General features: G+C 47.9%; 20 protein-coding genes and 1 pseudogene. 17 read left to right on the plus strand and 4 right to left on the minus strand.

The window, feature by feature from the left end; all coding sequences use genetic code 11:
- Window positions 1-77: 77 nt before the first annotated feature.
- From EFA47_RS04715 to EFA47_RS04725, 3 genes are all read right to left on the minus strand, one after another.
- Entirely contained in the window at window positions 78-1778 is a 1701-nt protein-coding gene (locus EFA47_RS04715; RefSeq protein ID WP_122642207.1) for an FAD-dependent oxidoreductase, read from the minus strand.
- 1 nt (window position 1779) lies between these two features.
- A complete protein-coding gene (locus EFA47_RS04720) occupies window positions 1780-2100 on the minus strand; it encodes a rhodanese-like domain-containing protein (protein WP_122642208.1) in 321 nt (106 codons plus the stop codon).
- Between the two features lie 65 nt (window positions 2101-2165).
- Window positions 2166-2915, minus strand: a complete 750-nt coding sequence (locus EFA47_RS04725; protein ID WP_122642209.1) for an SDR family NAD(P)-dependent oxidoreductase — start codon at window positions 2913-2915, stop codon at window positions 2166-2168.
- 239 nt (window positions 2916-3154) lie between these two features.
- Here EFA47_RS04725 and EFA47_RS04730 point away from each other — a divergent pair, with 239 nt between their 5' ends.
- From EFA47_RS04730 to EFA47_RS04775, 10 genes and pseudogenes are all read left to right on the plus strand, one after another.
- Window positions 3155-3718 carry a DNA-3-methyladenine glycosylase I gene (locus EFA47_RS04730; protein ID WP_122642210.1) on the plus strand — a complete coding sequence of 188 codons (564 nt, stop codon included), beginning with the start codon at window positions 3155-3157 and terminating at the stop codon, window positions 3716-3718.
- A 65-nt stretch (window positions 3719-3783) separates the two neighbouring features.
- Entirely contained in the window at window positions 3784-4566 is a 783-nt protein-coding gene (gene udp / locus EFA47_RS04735) for a uridine phosphorylase (protein ID WP_122642211.1), read from the plus strand.
- Window position 4567: 1 nt separating this feature from the next.
- Window positions 4568-4996 (plus strand): cytidine deaminase, encoded by a 429-nt coding sequence (locus EFA47_RS04740; RefSeq protein WP_122644406.1) that lies wholly within the window; start codon window positions 4568-4570, stop codon window positions 4994-4996.
- A 154-nt stretch (window positions 4997-5150) separates the two neighbouring features.
- On the plus strand, window positions 5151-5513 hold the full coding sequence (locus EFA47_RS04745) for a heavy-metal-associated domain-containing protein (protein WP_122642212.1): 363 nt from the start codon (window positions 5151-5153) through the stop codon (window positions 5511-5513).
- Between the two features lie 120 nt (window positions 5514-5633).
- A complete protein-coding gene (locus tag EFA47_RS04750; protein WP_122642213.1) occupies window positions 5634-6620 on the plus strand; it encodes a diaminopimelate dehydrogenase in 987 nt (328 codons plus the stop codon).
- Between the two features lie 333 nt (window positions 6621-6953).
- On the plus strand, window positions 6954-7985 hold the full coding sequence (gene xdhC, locus EFA47_RS04755) for a xanthine dehydrogenase accessory protein XdhC (protein ID WP_122642214.1): 1032 nt from the start codon (window positions 6954-6956) through the stop codon (window positions 7983-7985).
- Between the two features lie 44 nt (window positions 7986-8029).
- A pseudogene (locus tag EFA47_RS04760) lies at window positions 8030-9154 on the plus strand (dicarboxylate/amino acid:cation symporter); the annotation flags it as partial.
- Window positions 9155-9218: 64 nt separating this feature from the next.
- Window positions 9219-10592 (plus strand): MATE family efflux transporter, encoded by a 1374-nt coding sequence (locus tag EFA47_RS04765; protein ID WP_122642216.1) that lies wholly within the window; start codon window positions 9219-9221, stop codon window positions 10590-10592.
- A 170-nt stretch (window positions 10593-10762) separates the two neighbouring features.
- Window positions 10763-11062 carry a BMC domain-containing protein gene (locus tag EFA47_RS04770; protein WP_122644407.1) on the plus strand — a complete coding sequence of 100 codons (300 nt, stop codon included), beginning with the start codon at window positions 10763-10765 and terminating at the stop codon, window positions 11060-11062.
- 14 nt (window positions 11063-11076) lie between these two features.
- On the plus strand, window positions 11077-11352 hold the full coding sequence (locus EFA47_RS04775) for a BMC domain-containing protein (protein WP_122642217.1): 276 nt from the start codon (window positions 11077-11079) through the stop codon (window positions 11350-11352).
- A gap of 187 nt (window positions 11353-11539) precedes the next feature.
- Here the strand turns inward: EFA47_RS04775 and pdaA are convergent, their stop codons facing one another.
- Window positions 11540-12376, minus strand: a complete 837-nt coding sequence (gene pdaA / locus EFA47_RS04780; RefSeq protein WP_122642218.1) for a delta-lactam-biosynthetic de-N-acetylase — start codon at window positions 12374-12376, stop codon at window positions 11540-11542.
- On the opposite strand from pdaA, the gene EFA47_RS04785 reads away from it, so the two are divergent.
- From EFA47_RS04785 to EFA47_RS04815, 7 genes are all read left to right on the plus strand, one after another.
- Window positions 12362-12655 (plus strand): hypothetical protein, encoded by a 294-nt coding sequence (locus EFA47_RS04785; RefSeq protein WP_164689924.1) that lies wholly within the window; start codon window positions 12362-12364, stop codon window positions 12653-12655. The two genes, pdaA and EFA47_RS04785, sit on opposite strands and share 15 nt — an antisense overlap.
- A gap of 143 nt (window positions 12656-12798) precedes the next feature.
- Complete coding sequence (locus EFA47_RS04790) at window positions 12799-14106, plus strand: sensor histidine kinase (protein ID WP_235853317.1); 1308 nt, start codon at window positions 12799-12801, stop codon at window positions 14104-14106.
- The gene (locus tag EFA47_RS04795; protein ID WP_122642221.1) at window positions 14084-14875 is read left to right on the plus strand and encodes a response regulator; all 792 of its coding nucleotides are present in this window, start codon (window positions 14084-14086) and stop codon (window positions 14873-14875) included. The genes EFA47_RS04790 and EFA47_RS04795 overlap by 23 nt, the downstream gene beginning before the upstream one ends.
- Window positions 14876-15009: 134 nt before the next feature.
- On the plus strand, window positions 15010-17625 hold the full coding sequence (locus EFA47_RS04800) for an InlB B-repeat-containing protein (RefSeq protein WP_122642222.1): 2616 nt from the start codon (window positions 15010-15012) through the stop codon (window positions 17623-17625).
- Window positions 17626-17744: 119 nt separating this feature from the next.
- Window positions 17745-18164 (plus strand): sugar 3,4-ketoisomerase, encoded by a 420-nt coding sequence (locus EFA47_RS04805; RefSeq protein ID WP_330511944.1) that lies wholly within the window; start codon window positions 17745-17747, stop codon window positions 18162-18164.
- A complete protein-coding gene (locus EFA47_RS04810; RefSeq protein ID WP_122642223.1) occupies window positions 18161-19147 on the plus strand; it encodes a glycosyltransferase family 2 protein in 987 nt (328 codons plus the stop codon). The genes EFA47_RS04805 and EFA47_RS04810 overlap by 4 nt, the downstream gene beginning before the upstream one ends.
- Window positions 19086-19613: a GNAT family N-acetyltransferase gene (locus tag EFA47_RS04815; RefSeq protein WP_122642224.1), complete on the plus strand. Its 528-nt coding sequence runs from the start codon at window positions 19086-19088 to the stop codon at window positions 19611-19613. The genes EFA47_RS04810 and EFA47_RS04815 overlap by 62 nt, the downstream gene beginning before the upstream one ends.
- Window positions 19614-19618 lie beyond the last annotated feature (5 nt).

A 19618-nucleotide genomic window follows, 5' to 3' on the forward strand; every position in this document is an offset into this window, starting at 1 on the left:
ACTTTTAGATGTTAATAGCTTTCTGCCCTTAGGGGAATCTTACATTCCCCGCCCAGCGCTGTGCATCGGACCTGCCGTCAGGCTTTTGGGTTATCTATGCCACATGGAGAGGATGACTGGATCAGGCCCCGTTCATGCATGACTGCGTTATAGAAGCGGAAGCCGCCTGAAAAATTATAACAGTCAAACCCATTCCCAGCCAGGATACGTGCTGCAATGTAGCTGCGCAGGCCGCTCTGGCAGATGACATAGACTGGTTTGCCTTTATCAATCTCGTCAAGGCGCTCCCGGAGTCCATCTACTGGAATGTTTACAAATCCTTCAATATGGCCGCCTGCATACTCGCCGGCAGTGCGGGTATCCAAAAGAGTAACTGAGCCGTCATGAGGCAGCTGTGCCACATCCTCTAAATGGAACTGTTTTAGGATCCCCTTTGCTATATTCTCCGCCATAAACCCAGCCATATTGACAGGGTCTTTGGCAGAAGAGTAGGGAGGCGCATAAGCCAGGTCCAGATCTTTTAATGCAATTACAGACATTCCTGCGTGAATTGCTGTGGCCAGCACATCAATGCGTTTATCTACACCTTCATAGCCGACAATCTGGGCGCCAAGCAGCCTGAATGTATTTTTCTCAAAAACTACTTTCATGGTCATTAGCCTGCCCCCTGGGTAATAACCTGCGTGGCTCATGGGAGAGAGGATGATGGCGTCAACATCCAGTCCAGCTTTTTTAGCGTTTGTCTCATTGACGCCCGTGGCAGCAGCAGTGAGGCTGAAGACTTTGATTACGGAGCTTCCCTGGGAGCCTTGGTATTTGCTGTCACCGCCGCAAATATTATCTGCGGCAATCCTGCCCTGTTTATTTGCCGGGCCGGCCAGAGAAATCAGGGCGTCTGACCCTGTGACATAATGCTTTACCTGTACCGCGTCCCCGACTGCATAAATATCCGGAAGACTGGTCTCCATCCTGTCATTTACAAGGATACTGTCTTTCATGCCGAGTGCAAGGCCGGCCTTCTTAGCAAGAGGCGTATCAGGGGTTACGCCGATGGCCAGAACAACCATATCTGCAGTGAGGGGACTCTCATCCTTTAATAAGACTGCCACTTTTCCATCTTTTTCCTCGAATCCTTCTACCGTATGCCCGAGAGCCAGACGTATTCCATGCTTTCTTACTTCGCTGTGTATAAAAGAGGCCATATCTGAATCAAAAGGGTTCATTAATTGTTTTGGCCGCTGGACAATAGTTACCTCCATGCCCAGTTCTCGAAGGTTTTCTGCCAGTTCCAGGCCGATAAACCCTCCCCCTGCAAGAACAACAGATTTAGGGTTGTTCTGGGCGATATATTCCTTGATGCGAAAAGTGTCTTCCACTGTACGCAGGGTAAATAATTTGTCCAAACCTGCCCCTGGCAGCCGCGGCTGAGTTGGTTTTGCGCCGGGAGACAGAAGCAGCTTATCATAACTTTCCTCAAATTCTTCTCCTGTTTCCAGGTTCTTCACGGAAACTTTTTTCTCCTTTGGGTCAATGGAGGTTACTTCGTGATGTACTTTCATTGTGACATGGAACCTGGAGAAAAAGCTTTCAGGAGTCTGAAGGGTGAGCTCTTCCGGGTCTTCAATAATCCCTCCAATATAGTAGGGCAATCCGCAGTTCGCATAAGAAACATATCCAGAACGTTCAAAAACAATAATTTCCGCCTGTTCATCCAGCCTGCGTATCCGGGCTGCCGCTGTGGCGCCTCCTGCTACCCCGCCGATAATTACAGTTTTCATATTAATGTACCACCTTTCCTGAGTAAGCAGCTATGCCGCCTATATTTTTTACACTTGTGTATCCCATCCTGCTCAGGGCGCCTACGGCCTGGCGGCTTCTGCTTCCGCTATGGCAGTATACAAAAAGGGGAGTATCTTTGCTCCCGGCAATTTTGCTGATTCCCTCCAACGACTGAAGGGGAAGGTTTTGGCTGTCAGGAATATGCCCTTCCCTGTATTCCTGTACCGTACGTACATCTAACAGCACTGCCCCTGCTGTTTTCCCATATTCGTTGATTCCCTGATTAATATCAGGGCCTTGCAGAAAATTTAAAAATCCCATGTGTATTCTCCTTTTTTATCGGTTCCTCTATTTTTCTTGCAAAGGCGCATATACCTGTTTTTAAATTATGTCCTGGCCATACCGTCCACACGCAGGACAACGCCTGTAATATAAGAAGCTTCCTCTGAGGCAAGGAATACAAATGCATTTGCAATATCCACAGGCTGTCCCAGGCGGCGTAAGGGAATTTGCTGGATCATTGGCTCGATGACCTCTTTGGGAACTGCTTTCATCATGTCTGTCTCTGTAATGCCTGGCGCAACGGCATTTACTCGGATACCTTTTGGCCCCAATTCCCGGGCAAGAGAGACGGTCAGTCCGTTGACTGCAAACTTGGATGTGGGGTAGGCCACGCCGCTTGGCTGGCCATAGATACTGACCATAGAAGAGGTGGAGAGAATGACCCCTGTTCCCCGGGCCACCATACATTCACTGGCTGCCCGTGTGGCATTAAACACACCCTTGACATTTAAATCCATAGTTTTGTCAAAATCTTCTTCTGTATATTCCATAAACGGAGTACTTTCAGATATGCCTGCATTATTGACCAGAATATCTACACAGCCATATTTGGATGTGGCTTCCTGGAATGCCTGGCGGACAGACTCCAAACTAGAGAGATTTGGATAGATTCCATCTATCACAGAACCGGGATGCATTTCCTTTAATTTACTGACTGCCTTGGCAGTAGTTTCCTGGGAGCTGGCAGCGATAATGACTTTGGCCCCTTCCTCTAAAAATCTGTCTGCAGTAGCAAAGCCTATACCACGACTTCCGCCAGTAATAATGGCTACTTTATCTTTTAATCTTAACATTTAATGTACCTCCTATCTTTTTAAATTTATTATATCAAGTTTACATAGTTTATTCCGTGACATTATCACCAAAAAATTACTGTATCATAAATGAATTGTTGTTCCTTGGCTGTTATGATAAAATGATAAAAGAATACGGTGGTGGTCTGAGAGGAACAGGTCCATTATGCTAATCATATGGCAGAGTGAATGGCTGCTATTTGTTTTTGGCTGCTGGGAGGAAAGGCGGGAATAGGAATATGGAGTGGAGCGACGGGCGGATAAGGTGCAGGTGGGCGAACCCCAAAAATGAGGCATATATTCAGTACCATGACAGGGAATGGGGGATTCCTGTATATGACGACGGCCATTTATTTGAGATGCTGGTTTTGGAATCTTTTCAGGCCGGACTGTCCTGGGAATGTGTACTCAATAAACGGGAGGCATTCAGGGAGGCATTCGACAGCTTTGACTTAAGCAAAATCTGTGCATACCAGGAAGCGGACATAGAGCGGCTGATGGGGGATTCAAGAATTATCCGAAATAAGCTGAAAATAAAGGCGGCTGTCAATAATGCACAAGTATTCTGTGAGATACAGAGGGAGTTCCAGAGTTTTTCTAATTATATATGGCAATGGACAGAGGGCAGAATCATCTATGAGACAGGATTGGCATATTCGCCATTGTCCGATGCAGTCTCAAAGGATCTAAAGAAGCGGGGAATGAAATTTGTGGGCACCACAATTATTTATTCTTATATGCAGGCCATAGGCATTATTTATTCCCATGAGGAAGGCTGCTTTCTGGAGCATTGTGAAAGTTAAGGCCCTTAAGGCTAAGAGGCAGGGTCAGATGTATCTTATACTTTATATGTTTGGAGGGAAAGTGTATGGTAAATTATTCGGAAAATGAAGGAAAGCTATATCATATTCAGGCGGGCCCCGGGGATGTGGGGCGCTACGTAATTCTCCCCGGCGACCCAAAGCGCTGTGAAAAGATCGCGGCCTATCTGGAGCATCCAGAGCTGATAGCGGACAGCAGGGAGTATGTCACTTATACAGGTATGCTTGGCCATGAAAGGGTGAGCGTCACTTCTACGGGAATCGGCGGCCCCTCTGCGGCAATAGCCATGGAAGAGCTGGTGATGGCTGGAGCTGATACTTTTATAAGGGTGGGAACCAGCGGAGGCATGGATCTGAATGTGAAGAGCGGAGACTTAGTGATTGCCAATGGTGCAGTCCGCATGGAGGGAACCAGCAGGGAGTACGCCCCTATCGAATTTCCAGCGGTGCCGGATTTTGAGGTCACAGCAGCCCTTGTACGTGCCGCAGGGAAGCTGAGGCTTCCATACCATGTAGGCGTGGTGCAGTGTAAGGATTCTTTTTATGGGCAGCACTCCCCCATGACAAAGCCGGTGGGATATGAGCTGATGAGTAAATGGGACGCATGGGTGAAGCTGGGCTGTAAGGCATCGGAGATGGAGTCTGCAGCGCTGTTTGTTGTGGCAGGGAGCCTGAAAGTGAGGGTGGGGTCTGTGTTTGTTGTCCTGGCCAATCAGGAGAGGGCAAAGCAGGGCCTTTATAATCCCGTGGTACATGATACGGACGGGGCAATCCGCACAGCCATTGAGGCCATAAGGGAGTTAATAAGAGAAGATGAGAGGAAAAAATAATATGGGAGATATCCAGGCGCAGGAAGTGAAAAGGCTGATCCGGGAGGCAACAGAGGCAATGGCATATTCCTACTCACCTTATTCAGGTTTTAAAGTGGGGGCGGCATTGCTGGCAGACAATGGAAATATATATAAAGGCTGCAATATTGAAAACGCCGCCTATACCCCGTCAAATTGTGCGGAGAGGACAGCCTTTTATAAGGCGGTCAGTGAAGGCGTCAGCAAGTTTCGGGCAATCTGCATCGTGGGGGGCAAAGACGGCAGGCTGACCGGCTTTACTGCTCCCTGCGGAGTATGCAGGCAGGTGATGATGGAGTTTTGTAATCCCGGGAGTTTTCAGGTGATCCTGGCAGTAGATGAGGCGTGTTATAAGATATACCGCCTGGAAGAACTGTTCCCAGAGGGGTTTGGGCCGGAAAATTTGGCATAGGAGTCTGTCAGGCCACAGCTTTACAAGATTAAAATCTTGGTGTATGATATGGTTAGCTAAAGCTAACTCATGGAGCCAAAATGCTGTTCCCTGCAGGGGGACTGCAGGGTTGTGCCTAAATAATTTAAGAAAGAAAAGATAGGAGTGGATGGTTATGGCAACAGGAATTATATGTGTGGTTATTATACTTATTTGTGTATTGGGGGTAAGAAGCTATGCAAAGAAACTGACCCAGGGGTGCTGCGGCGGCGGAGATGCAGTTAAAAAGGTGAAGCCAAAGGACAAAAATACGGCGCACTACCCGTATATCAGCAAGGTGCAGATTGAAGGGATGACCTGTACAAATTGTGGGCAGCGCATTGAAAATGCTTTTAACAGTATGGAAGGCGTCTGGGCGAAGGTGGATTCACAGGCAGGCAACGGCACAATCCGGATGAAACAAAGGCTTAAAGAAGAGGAGCTGAAAAAAGTGGTTGAAAGACTGGGTTACACAGCTGTCAATGTAGAGTATCTGTAAACAAAAGGCCGCGGCTGTAAAATATAATTTCAAATTGTGCAGTTTGCCTTGATATGGTATACTTATTTACGGTTCTTGATAGTTGAGGTTTTTTGGAGATATATGGAAGGAAGGTATATAATGGAAAAAATTAGAATAGGGATCGTTGGATATGGCAATATAGGGCGCGGGGTCGAGCTTGCGGTGGAACGAAACGAGGATATGGAGCTTAAAGCCGTATTTACCAGGCGGGAGCCAGAGTCTGTAGAGATTATAACTTCGGGCGTGCCTGTGATGAAGATGGACGATATGCTGAGTATGAAAGGGCAAATTGACGTCATGATTCTGTGCGGAGGGTCGGCCACAGACCTGCCTGTGATTGGGCCTGAGATTGTAAAGAATTTCCACACAATAGACAGCTTTGATACACATGCCAAGATTCCGGAATATTACAGTGATGTAGATGCAGCTGCAAAAGAAGGGGGCAATATTGGCATTATTTCTGTAGGCTGGGATCCGGGAATGTTTTCCCTGAACAGAGTGTATGCAGAGTCAATCCTTGTACAGGGAGATACGTATACATTCTGGGGGAAGGGGGTCAGCCAGGGGCACTCTGATGCTATCCGCCGTATCCCTGGAGTGAAAAATGCCATCCAGTATACGGTTCCTATCCAGGCAGCCGTGGACAAGGTAAGGAGCGGCTGCGGGCCAAAGCTGGAGACAAGGGATAAGCATTTAAGAGAGTGTTATGTTGTGGCAGAGGAAGGCGCTGACCAGAGCCAGATAGAAAATGCTATTAAGACAATGCCCAATTATTTTGCAGATTATGAGACCACAGTGACTTTTATCACAGAAGAGGAATTAAAGGCTGGCCATGCAAGGATGCCTCACGGGGGATTTGTCATAAGGAGCGGTGAGACAGGGCATGATGGGAATAAGCATGTGATTGAGTATTCCCTAAAGCTGGACTCCAATCCCGAATTTACATCCAGCGTGCTGGTATGCTATGCGCGTGCAGCGTACAGGCTTGCACAAAAAGGGGAGTCTGGCGCGAGGACGGTATTTGATATCGCGCCCGCGCTGCTTTCTGTGAAAAGCGCTGAGGAGCTTAGGGCACAGCTTTTGTAGGAGGCATATTAACAGCCACGCCCTGGAAACCAGGCTGTAAAACACCTGTAATAAGGATATGGCGGGCAGTGGCCTTTGTGAATTAAATAGGAAGTCATTTAAGAAAACAACTGGGGACTGTTGCAAAATATAAAATTCAACTGGATGTGGTAAAAACTGACCGAAGGATACCACAGTCCTGTATGGAATATTGATTTTGCAGCAGTCTCTTCTGCTGTGTCCTTATGGGGGATACTAAAGTATTTCCAGGACTAGCCCAGGCGTCCCCATAATTTGTGTTTTTACGGGCATACAGGCCAGGGGAATGGCTTTAGGGGATAGAAGGAGGAGAATATGGAGGAATTATTTCGGCTTTTGCGGGAAGCTCTGTTATCTGGGATGGACGGGGTGGTCGTGACAGTCACTGCCAAGACCGGATCCGTGCCAAGGGGCGCAGGGGCCCGTATGCTAGTCACCCGGGGCGGCAGGGCCAGCGGGACTATCGGGGGAGGCGTTTTGGAGCATCAGGCAGAAAAGATGGCGGAAGAAATACTGCAGACGAAGCATTCTAGAACAGAGTGTTTTACTCTCCGGCCAAACCAAATACGGGATTTGGGAATGATATGCGGCGGTGATGTAAATATCCATTTTCAGTACCTCTCCCCGGGGGATGAGAATAATCTGGTTCTAATGGACAAAATTTCTGCATTATATCAAACAAGGGAAGAATTCTGGCTAATCAACCGGCTTTCCGGCAAGGGCGGAATATCTGTGTATACTGCCAGGGAGGGCCTTATTGGCCAGCCGGTTCCCCAGGAGGTGTGGGCAGGCCTTGCAGAAGGTACTATACAGAAAGAAACCCGGGGGGAGAGTTATTTCTGCGAAAAAATGATCCCCGCAGGGAAGGTGTATATCTTTGGAGGAGGGCATGTGTCCCAGGCCTTAGTACCTGCTTTGTGTGCAGTGGATTTCAGATGTATAATCCTGGAGGACAGAAGGGAATTCTGCCGGAGGGAATTATTTCCGGGAGCGGAGGAAATACTTTTAATAGAAACCAGCCATATCGCTGATTATGTGGATATAGGCGGCCAGGACTATGTATGTATCATGACAAGAGGCCATAAAGATGATTTGGCTGTGCAGGCACAGGTTTTAAAAACAGATGCAGCGTATATTGGCGTAATTGGCAGCAGGACTAAAAAGGCCGGAGTGTTCAAAAAATTGAAGGAAATGCATTTTACGGACAAAGACCTGGAAAGGATCATCACGCCAATCGGACTTTCTATCAAAGCCGAAACGCCGGCAGAGATTGCGGTGAGCATCACAGCCCAGCTCATTCAGGAGAGGGCGCAGAGGAAAGAAGGTAAAGGATTTTCAAATCGATAGGTGGAACTATTTGCTGTATTTTCAATGGGAAGGAGATTGGGAAAATGAAAAAAATATGGGGCAGCCTGCCGTTTAGGCTACTGGTCGCAGTGGCAGTGGGAATTTTGGCAGGGCAGATTGCCAATGAAGGATTTATGAATATTGTTGTTACTATTAAATACGTGCTGGGACAGGTGATTACTTTTTGTGTGCCCCTAATCGTTATTGGCTTTATAGCCCCATCCATTACAAGGCTTGGGAGCCATGCGTCCAGGATTCTGGGTGTGGCTGTCACTATAGCCTACATCTCTTCTGTGCTGGCTGCTTTGATGTCAATGGCAGCCGGATACGGCCTGATACCACATTTATCAATTGTATCGGAGGTGGATGGTTTAAAGGAGCTGCCTGGAATTGTGTTTAAGCTGGATATTCCAGAGATTATGCCGGTTATGAGCGCCCTTGTATTTTCTGTGTTAGTGGGCCTGGCAGCAGCGTGGACAAAGGCGGAGGCGATTACCAAAGTGTTGGAGGAGTTTCAGGAAATTGTCCTGGAAATAGTGACCAGGGTGGTCATCCCCCTCCTGCCTATATTTATTGCTTTCACATTCTGTGCGTTGTCCTATGAGGGGACAATAACCAAACAGCTGCCTGTATTTATCCAGGTCGTGCTCATTGTCATGGTAGGGCATTATATTTGGCTGGCTGTACTCTATGGGGTTGGCGGAATTTATTCTGGAAGCAATCCAATCCATGTTATTAAGAATTATGGGCCGGCCTATATTACGGCTGTGGGTACCATGTCTTCAGCGGCAACCCTTGCTGTGGCGCTGCGGTGTGCAAAGAAGTCAGAGCCGCCCCTCAGGGATGATATGGTGGATTTTGGCATCCCGCTGTTTGCGAATATCCATCTCTGCGGGTCTGTCCTGACAGAAGTGTTTTTTGTGATGACAGTCTCAAAGATACTTTATGGTACCCTTCCCTCTGTGGGGACGATGGTTTTGTTCTGTCTGCTTTTAGGTGTTTTTGCCATTGGCGCCCCGGGAGTCCCAGGAGGGACGGTCATGGCTTCTCTTGGGTTAATAACCGGAGTGCTGGGATTTGACGAGACAGGTACGGCCTTGATGCTGACCATATTTGCTCTGCAGGACAGTTTCGGGACTGCATGTAATGTGACAGGGGATGGAGCCCTGACTATGATGCTGACAGGGTATGTGAAAAAGCATAATATTGAAAGGCAGGAAATAAAAGGGATAAATGAAAACCAGTACAATCAGTGATATGACAGCAGGGAACCCGGTAAAACTGATGCTCCAGTTTATGGTTCCCGTGTGTCTGGGAAATATCTTTCAGCAGCTCTATAATATTGCGGATTCTATGATTGCCGGCCAATTTATAGGTGTAGATGCCCTGGCGGCCATTGGCAGCACAGGTTCCTTGATGTTTATGGTAACTGGATGGATAAATGGCTTAAGCAGCGGGTTCTCCATATTGGCGTCCCAGTGTTTCGGGGCAGGAAAATACGACAGGATGCGCCACTATACGGCTATGTCGGTTTTATTAATGACAGGAATTACTGTATTGATGACTATTGGGTTGGAAATAGTGAATGAGCCGATTTTAAAGCTGATGCATTCTCCCAATGAACTTCTGGGGGATATAAAAGGCTATATGGGGGTTATTTATGCAGGCTTGCTCGTGACGGCGGCATATAATTTTCTGGCGTGTATGCTCAGGGCGCTGGGAGATTCCAGGTCGCCACTGTACTTTTTAATGGTATCAGCTGCGGTGAATGTGATTCTTGATATTGTGTTTATTGTCTGTTTCAACATGGGGGTAATTGGCTGTGGCTATGCCACGGTCATTGCCCAGGGCATATCAGCGCTTTTATGTTTTATATATATTATAAAAAGATTTCCCATACTCCATCTAAAGAGGGAAGACTTTGCAGTCTCGGCGGACAGTATCAAAAAACTCCTTGCACTGGGGATTCCTATGGGCCTGCAGTTTTCTATTACAGGAATTGGGACTATTATCGTCCAGGGGGCGGTGAATATATATGGGGCCGTCTACATAGCCGGGTTTTCAGCGGGAATTAAAATACAAAATCTGGTGGAGGCTGTTTTCATGTCTTTTGGGGCAACGATTGCCACTTACAGTGGGCAGAACTGGGGAGCTGGCAGGACTGACAGGGTAAGGCAGGGGGTACGGCGTATGCAGCTTATGATTTTGGCCTGGAGTGTGGCTATGATGGCCGTGATTTATCTGTTTGGAAAGTATTTAGTATTGATATTTGTGGATGCTTCCCAGCAGGAAGTGATTCGCATTGCGCAGATTTTCTTTAGGTCCGTACTCTGGTGTTATCCATTTCTGGGGAGTATTCTTTTATACAGGAATGTACTTCAGGGTATGGGGGTTGGGCTTGTCCCCATGCTGGGCGGGGTCTTTGAGCTGATAGCCAGGGCGTCAGTGGTTGTGGCAGTGGCAGGGAGGGGCACCTTCGCGCAGGTCTGCTTATCCAGTCCAGCGGCCTGGATTGCGGCTTTGATACCGTTAGTGCCCTATTACCTTTATATTATGAGGAATGTGGAAAAAAGGAAGGGGGAGGGGATGGGAGAAAATAAGGCTTAGTTCTCTGTGAGCAGGACAAGCGCCTATCTGTATAAAATTTCCAGGCTTCATTTGCATCTTGTATAAAGAACACTGTACTTTTTTGTTGAAAAATTTCCGGCCATTTTATATAATAAAAATATTAGTGGACAAAGAAGTGCAGAGAGATGTTCTGCAGGCAGGAGGAGATTATGGCCGGACAATATGAAGGAATGGCAATAGGCGTATTTGAGCTGGACAGTGAATGTGCATGTTTTGTGGCATTAGATGCGGCGGCAAAAGCGGCAGATATTAAAATTCAGGCAGTGGAGAGGAACCGTATGGGGGCGGAGGCATGTGTGAAAATGAGAGGCACAGTTTCCAATGTGAATGCGGCTATGGAAGTGGCTTTAGAGACAGCAGGGCCTATAGCCAATATCATTTCCCACACCGTGATTGCAGCGCCTGCTGCGGATACGGAGACAGCGATTGCAATGACGATTCATAAATAGGGGAGGTAACAGATATGGCATATGGGGCTTTTGGACTGGTAGAAGTTCTCGGAGAGGCAAACGGTGTGTTGGTGGCAGACCAGATGCTGAAAGCAGCGGAAGTGGTTTATGAAACCCAGGATACGAAGTGTGGGGGACATGCCTTGATATTTATCAGCGGCAGTGTCTCAGCGGTGACAGCGGCAGTGGAGGCAGTAACGGAAAATCCGCCTTGTAAGATTATTAACTCAGCGGTAATTTCAAACCCATCCCAGGAAATGATACATATTGTAGAAGATTTTAAGAAATAATACCCAAAGGGCATCCCTTGCCAGAGGGAGTCCATCCGCCCCTTTGGGCATATGCAAGGAGCCTTTATACGGCAGGAGCTGCCTGCCGTATAAAGGCTTTTTTGCTTTAATCTTAGCAATCTTTTTAAGGAGAAAGATCCATGGACTCTTCGGTTGCGCCTTGGCCCCTATTAAATTAGGTGCTGGTTTAAGAAGAAGGCTCTTCAGACAAGGCGCTTAAAGGTTTAAAGGTATATCCCATCTCCTCCCATTTCGTCAGAAGTTCATCTAATATTTCTGCATTGGTTTTTGAGGTGCTGTGAAGGAGGACGATGGCGCCTGGGTGGATTCTGCCCAGAAGTTTATCAAAGGCCTCCTCCTTTGTAGGCTGGTCATTTTCATACCAATCTACATAGGCCAGACTCCAGAAAAAGGTTTTATATCCCATTTCTTTTGCCATTCTTAAATTATCTTCACTGTATTTCCCCTGAGGCGGCCGGTAAAATTTTGTCATTTCCTCCCCGGTGATTTCCTTATATACATTTTCTACATCTACCAGTTCCTTTTGGAAGGACTCTTGTGTGGAAATTTGTGACATGTCGGGATGGTGATATGTATGGTTCCCTACAGTATGCCCCTCGCTGGCCATACGTTTTATTAAATCTGGGTTTGAGGAAATGAATGTCCCTACTACAAAAAATGTTGCGGGGACATTATGCTTTTTCAGTGCATCCAGAATAGCCGGTGTATTTCCATTTTCAAAACCTGCATCAAATGTCAGGTAGATTACTTTTTCGTCTGAATTTCCAGAATAATAGGCATCAAATTCCTTAAGTTCCTGGGGAGTGGCGTTGCCCACAGGCGGCTGTCCCTCTTCCTGGAAACTAAGGCCCCAGTTGCCCTCGGCAGATGTGGGGAGGGCTTCTCCTGAGAAATGTTCCTGTATTTTTCCCGCCAAACGCCCGGCGAGGAAAGCGGCGGCAAAGAGCAGGAGAAACTTGGCGCCGGTTTTTAAAGTGGATCTTTTGTTTTGGAGTATTTTCATGCAAACCACCAAAAATATTGTTTAGTACCAGTATATGATGAGATGGATAAAATATATTTAAAAATGGAAACATTCTGGTATTATCATACCATGTTACGCCTCCTCAATATGGCGGGGAGCGTAAGGCCCTGCTGGGAGGCAGATGTTTGGAGGGCAGGGGATGGGATTGGCTGTATCCCGTCCGAGGATAGGAGTCAGACGATTGCCGGGGCCTCCAGTTTGGGGGATATTGGTGTGGAGGTGGGAGAAGGGGCGCTCCTTTGGCTGATGCTGATTTGAATCTGGATTTCTTGATTCCGGTATGATATGATGAGCCTATCGGCGAAAAGAAGGAATAAAGAATTATTCTCACTATATTTCTTGTGGAATCTGAAAAATTACTTAAAATCAGTCGAAAATGAGGTGAATTTTCTGTGGACCAAATGATAACTGCAAATATTTCCTTAGATTTTTTTAGTATCATTCTGTCCCTGGTTCCCGTTCTATATTTATTAAGCAGCCAGCGGTATAAGCAGCGCAGGAACCAATACTTTTTAGGCATTTGCATTTCAAATATATTTATGATCCTGGGAGATCTGGGGGACTGGAGCATCCGGGACGTGTCTTCTATGGGTCTGAAGATGAGTTTATATGCGCTGACTGCTTTGTTCTATATTGCATCGGCATTTGTGCTTTATTTTTTTGCAAGATATATCAGTGAATATCTGCAGCTTTTTGGCAGGATTCAAACCGTTTTTTTAGTGACAGTTACGGTGATATGCGGAATTCAGGTGTTTTTTGCGGCTGTTTCTCCATTTACTGGTGCCATATTTTATGTAAATGACAGTGGATATCAGCGGGGCAGTTTGTTTTTCATTTCTCAGGCCATCCCTTTGATTTGTTATATTTTGTTTACGGCATTGGTCATTGCTTACCGGAAGAATCTGACCAGCCGGGAGATCGTCTTTTTTCTGCTGTATATCTTTGTTCCCTTGGGCGGCGGCGCGGCGCAGATGCTGCTGCGCGGGATTGCGGTTGTCAATGTTGGCGTTGCATTTGCGCTGCTGTTTATCCTGGTAAATATTCAGTTTGAGCATGAACTCACCATGCGGCGGCAGGAAGAGGAGCTGGCAAAGCAGCGTATTGACATTATGCTCAGCCAGATACAGCCTCATTTTCTGTATAATGCACTGGGCACTATCGCGCACCTGTGCAGGCGGGATCCCGTGAAGGCAGAGAAGGCTACGGAGGAATTTGCCTTATTTCTTAGGGGCAATATGGACAGCCTGAAGAAACGGGAACCCATTCCCTTTGAAAAAGAGCTGAACCATGTGAAGAATTACTTATATTTAGAGCAGCAGCGGTTTCAGGAGCGCCTGCGGATTGTGTATGATATTCAGGCAAAGGACTTTTACGTCCCCCCCTTGTCCTTGCAGCCTTTGGTGGAAAATGCCGTGCACCACGGTATCCTGCATAGGAGAGAGGGTGGAACGGTCACGATACGCACGGCTGAGACAGATGGATACGCGGTCGTGGCTATTGTCGATGACGGGATAGGGATGGAAAATGCCAGACATTCCTATAAAATACCGGGGGGGGGGTATACGGGAGTTGGCATAGAGAATGTACGAAGCCGTATACAGACTGTAGTGAAAGGCAGTATGGAAATACAAAGTAGCGCTCAGGGAACGACGGTAACTCTAAAAATACCACTTGCGGGGGAATATCATGCGTTTTTTGGTAGTAGATGATGAGAAAAATATGGTGGAGAGACTCTTGGATATTTTGCACAAGACACGCCCGGAGGCAGAAATATTATCCTTTACCTGGCCGGAGGATGCATTGGAGGCTGCAGCGCAACGCCCTGCAGATGTGGCCTTCCTGGATATTGAGATGGGAAGCATGACGGGACTTGAGCTGGCTGTCAGGCTAAAAAGGCAGAACCCGGATATACACATTATATTTGTGACCGGACACCAGCAGTATGCAGTGGAGGCTTTTTCCATACATGCTACCGGATACCTGTTAAAGCCGGTGAGTGAGGCGGCTGTGGAACGGGAATTGAGCTTTATCTATGAGAAGGCAGAAAGAAGGAGCCGGATTCGGATACAGACTTTTGGTGGGTTTGAGATATTTGTGGACGGGAAACCTGTGAAATTTGAGCGTACCAAGTCCAAAGAACTGCTGGCTTTTCTGGTGGATCACCGGGGGGCGGCGGTGACAACGGGAGAGGCTTATGCCGCCTTGTTTGAGGATGCTGCGGACAGCGTATCCGGCAGGTCTTATTTCCGTACTATAGTACATGGGATGAGAAGCGCGCTGAAAAAAGCCGGGGCCGAAGAGATTCTGGCCATAAGCTTTAACTCCTTTGCGGTGGTGCCGGAGCGTATAGACTGTGACTATTATCGGTTTTTGCAGGGAGATCCCATGGCGGTCAACCAGTACCGGAACGATTATATGTATTCCTATAGTTGGGCCGAATTTAGAAATGGGGAAATTATTTTTGAAAAGAATCAATAAATGTGTGGGCGAAAACCGGAGTTTGAGAAAGACTCCGGTTTTTTGTTGCGCTTTTGTTGCACTTATTTTGCTAAAGTAAAGAATATCGTGCGTTTTAGGACACTACATAAGAAGACGACAGGGAGAGGGTTGCTATGACGAACAACAGAAAAACAAAACGAAAGATCATCAGTCTGTTACTTTGCGGCATATTGCTGTTTCCACTTTGTCCCATGTGGGCGTTTGCGGAGGGGGCAGGAACCGGCGGGACCATTGGAGAGAGCACTACGGCGGATGAGATTCTCGGTTATCTTGGCGGGGCAGGAAATGTGACGGTGGAGGGGAAGACCATCACCCTGACCACTGATATCACCTTATCTGCGGCCATTTCTTTTACTGGCGGAGACTGGACCTTGAATATGAATGGCATGGCCTTGAAAGGCGAGGATGGAAGGGGCGTCACACCTTTGGTCATGAATGGGGGGAATCTTACTATTACGGGTACCGGGACTTTCCAGGGCGGAAGCGGCACGGAAGGTGGATCGGGAATTCTGTGTCAGAGTGGCCGTATAACACTTGGAGCGCAGGGAGAGCTTACGGCAGAGGGCGGCCGCTCTGTAGGGAGTTCTCAAGGTCAAGTTAAGGCTGGAGAGGGTATCCAAATTAGCGGGGGAGAGATTGTGTCATATGGCACCATTACAGGAATTGGAGGTTTTAACGTGAGGAATGGATCTTTATCCGGTAATGGTATCTTGGTTTCGGGGAGCGGAAAGATATCAGGCGGCAGGATTATTGCCCGGGGTAGAGAGGGCCAAAGGAATCCTGCAACTGGCGGCAATCCGGGGCACGGGGGAGCTGGCATTTTAATTCAGGATGCAGGAACCGTGTCAGCAGATAGTATCACTGCCACTGGAGGCACTGGCGGCGAGGGATATGTGGGGGATCAGGACGGCAGTGGAGGCGACGGAATTGCCGGATATAACGGAAACAACGTCACAGCAAAGACTCTGGAAGCAACTGGCGGTGCTTCTGGAAGGCAGTCCGGTGCGCCAATCAGCGGTAATGGCAGTACATTTTATACCGTCAACTTTGATACAAACGGCGGAACGGCGGCTGTTGCGTATGAGGCGCAAATCGTGGAAAGGGACAGTACAGCGGCCAAACCCACAGAGGATCCTGCGATGGCAGGTTATGGCTTTCGGGGTTGGTATCAGGGCGACAAGAAATGGGATTTTAACGTTGGTGTGACAGAGAACCTTATCTTGACAGCTAATTGGAATCCGGCAGTAGACTATCTCAAATATACATGGGATGGGGATCAGGGGAAATATGTACAGGAACCTGGCTCAGTAACAGTCTATACGGAGATTGCCGCTGATACTATTGTCTGGGGAGCCGATGACGGCCAGGAGCATTGGTACGTTGTTACTGCGGATATCACCATATCCGGCCGCATCACTGTTAGGGGGAATGTCCATCTGGTTTTGAAAGAGGGCGTGGCCCTGACTGCGTCCGGCGGTATTAGGGTGCCGGGAGCGGACACTCCGGGGAAAAACAGCCTAAGTGTTTATGCCCAGTCCACCAATACAGGTACAATGGGAAAATTGATTGTTGTCAGCAATGACGCCGCTGGGGCGGGGATTGGAGGAGACGGGAATGCATCCGGCGGAACGATAATCATTAACGGCGGAACGGTTCATGTGGATGGCGGTACTAAGGCCCCGGACATTGGAGGCGGCGCTGATGATACAGGTAAATTCGCCCCCAGTGATAAAATCGAGATTCTTGAATATGCGAAAGTGACAAAAGGAAATGGCGGTAAGGTTATACTTGGCCCGGCCCATAACAAATATGGAACCGGCTGGGAGTCTGACGGGAGTTCTCACTGGCATCCCTGCCAGGTAGAGGGGTGTCAGGATCCGAGCCATGAGTCTGCAAGAGAAGCGCATGTCCCTGACCCTGGGGCGACCTGTGACACGCCGCAGAGCTGTACAGTCTGCGGTTATTCCATAGTAGCGGGGCATAACTGGGGGACTCCCCAGTATCGGTGGAGCGATGATAATCAGGATTGCACCGCGTTTAGGATCTGCCAGAATGACTCTTCCCATCAGGAGGAGGCCCAAGCAGATGTAACAGAAAGAGAGACGGAAGCTCCCACCTGTACGGAAAAAGGGAAAACGACGTATACGGCTGTATTTAAAGCAGACTGGGCAGGCCAACAGGAAAAAACAGTTGCGGATATTCCGGCAAATGGACACAAACTGGTGCATCATGATGAGGTTCCGGCTGCTGACGGGGCAGATGGGATAGCGGAGCATTACACTTGTGAAAACTGTGGCCTTCTGTTTGACAGCAGCCAGGAAGAAACCACACAGGAGGCTTTGATCCTTCCTGGAAAACCGGGGGAAGAACCGACAGAACCAGGGGATGATACGAAACCAGGAGACACAAAGCCGGGAGATACAGAGCCGGGGGATGATACAGAACCGGGAGACACAGAGCCAGGGGATGATACAGAGCCAGGAGACACAAAGCCCGGGGATGATACAAAGCCAGGAGATGGCACAAAGCCAGATGATGATGCAAAACCGGGAGATAATACAAAACCGGCAGACGACACAAAGCCAGGCGGCGGCACAAGTCCAAATGAGGATACAAAAGCTACTAAGACCGGGGACAGCAGCTATCTTTGGGTGTGGGTTACTCTGCTGGCTGCAAGTGGAAGCGCGATTGTAGGAGCCGTAATGTTAAAATCCAGATTCAAAGGGTAGTGGGTGCTTTGCCCCTGAAAACCTCCTTCTGACAAATAGCAGCGTTGTTTAGGAATGCTGAAGTTTGTCTGACGGAGGTTTTGCAGGTTATACATAACGAAAGATAGGAGTGGATAGGAGTGGATTATCAGGAACCGAGGATGCTTAAGTTTCCCCGGCGGGGGGATGAAAGAGGACATCTGGTCGCGATAGAGGGAATGTGGGATATTCCTTTTGAGATAAAAAGGATCTTTTATATTTTCGGGTCGGACCGGGAGGCCGTGAGAGGGCGGCACGCCAATCTGCGCTCTGAGTTTGTCTTGGTTAATACGGCAGGCAGTTGTAAAGTGAAGGTTTCGGATGGAAAAGGGAAGGATACCATTTTTTCTCTGAACCGGCCTCATACCGGGATTTATCTCCCGGCGATGGTGTGGAAGGAGATGTATGAGTTCAGTCCAGACTCTGTTTTGCTTTGCCTGGCAAGTGTACATTACGATGAAAAGGAATACATCCGGGACTACGGCGATTTTCTGGAAATGGTACACAAGGAGCAGGTATGAAGATATCAGTGGTAATACCGGTCTATTTCAATGAAGACAGTTTACTCCCCTTGTATGACGAGATGGAGAAAAAACTATTTTCCTGCCAGGAATATGACTGGGAAGTGATTATGGTCAATGATGGCTCACGGGATAGGAGTTATTCTATTATGGGGCGGTTGGCGGCCCGGGACAGGCGGATAAAAATATACAGCCTGTCCAGAAATTTTGGCTCCCATGCAGCGATTTTATGTGGGCTGTCCAAGTGTACGGGGGACTGTGCCGTTGTAAAGGCGGCGGATCTCCAGGAGCCTGCAGAGATAATCCTGGAAATGGTGGAAAGCTGGAAAACAGGGAATCGTGTTGTGCTGGCTGTGCGAAAGGACAGGCAGGAAGGAAGAGGACAGACTATGTTTGCTGCTTTGTACTATTGGATGGTCAGAAAAAGCGCTTTGCCACAAATGCCAAAAGGCGGTTTTGATGTCTATTTGCTGGACAAGAGGGTAATCCATGTGCTGCTGCAATTAGACGAAAAAAACAGTGTGCTCACAGGACAGATTCTTTGGAGTGGATTTCAGACTGGAAAGATTTATTATACACGCTTGCAGAGAACATGTGGAACCAGCAGGTGGACACTGCAGAAAAAGCTGCGCCTGGTTTCTGATACGTTATTTAGTTTCTCCACATTACCGGTTACGGTAGTCTCACTGATCGGCATATTGTCCAGCTTTGGGGCGGTGGCCTGGGCTGTAGCTGCGCTGATATTGAAGCAGATAGGATGGATTTCTGTCAGTGCCTGGATGATCTTGTTTATGTTTCAGTTATTCTGCTTTGGGATTATTATGTTGACGCTGGGGGTTTTGGGCGGATATCTCTGGAGGACTTTGGATGCATCACGGAACAGGCCGCCGTATATTGTGGAGGAAGATCAGGAGGAAATGAATGATAAGACTGAGGGGACTTCAGAAAAAGGATGCAAACAGGATGCTGGAATGGATGCATGACCCTGAAATCCAAAAGAATTTCCAGAAAGATTTTCTGGATAAAGAAATGCCGGATATTTTGTATTTTATAGAGACAGCCTCCTGCTGTCCAAAAGAGGGAGGCAGTGTCCATTTTGCGGTAGCCGGTGATGAGGATGAATATCTTGGCACCATAAGCCTGAAAAATATTTGCCTGGGAGAGCGGTGCGCCGAATATGCGGTCAGTTTGCGAAAGTGTGCCCAGGGCAAAGGGATTGGCTATGAGGCTACGAAAAAGTTGCTCCAGATGGCCTTTGGAACATTCGGATTGGAACGGGTCTATTTAAAGGTAATGGCGGACAATGAAAAGGCGGTTCGCCTGTATGAAAAGTGTGGGTTTGTGCCAGATGCAGATTTCAGAGAGCAAATCTATAGAAATGGGAGATCCTGTGAATTAAAAAGCTATGCTATTTTTAGGGAGGATTTTTTTGCAGGCAAAGAAAGGTGAGGCGT

It is taken from the genome of Luxibacter massiliensis, from assembly GCF_900604355.1.
Classification (GTDB): domain Bacteria; phylum Bacillota; class Clostridia; order Lachnospirales; family Lachnospiraceae; genus Luxibacter; species Luxibacter massiliensis.